Source organism: Pelomonas sp. CA6 (assembly GCF_022549225.1).
Lineage (GTDB): Bacteria > Pseudomonadota > Gammaproteobacteria > Burkholderiales > Burkholderiaceae_C > Roseateles.
On sequence record NZ_JAKZFD010000073.1, the window covers coordinates 1 to 322 of the forward strand.

1 protein-coding gene is annotated in these 322 nt (G+C 70.5%); it reads right to left on the bottom strand.

Translation table 11 applies throughout. From position 1 onward, the window contains the following. On the bottom strand, nt 1-322 hold a 322-nt coding region (locus LZ017_RS21945), incomplete at both ends, for an AMP-binding protein (RefSeq protein WP_241399052.1).

A 322-nucleotide genomic window follows, 5' to 3' on the forward strand; every position in this document is an offset into this window, starting at 1 on the left:
CTGCAGCCAGGCGTCGCTGCGCAGCACCAGCGTCGCGCCCACGCCCAGCGTCGCGAACATCTCCTCCACCGACACGTCGAAGGCCACCGATGCGAACTGCAGCATGCGGTCGCGCTCGTTCAGCCCCGTGCGCTGCACCACCGAGCCCAGCTGGCTCAGCGCGTGGCGGTGTTCCACCATCACGCCCTTGGGCGTGCCGGTGGAGCCGGAGGTGTAGATCACATAGGCCAGGGCCGACGCCCCAGGCGCGCTCACTTCCAGCGGCGGCACGGACTGCCCACGCAGCTCGCGCACATCCAGCATCACCGGCGGCACCTCTTGC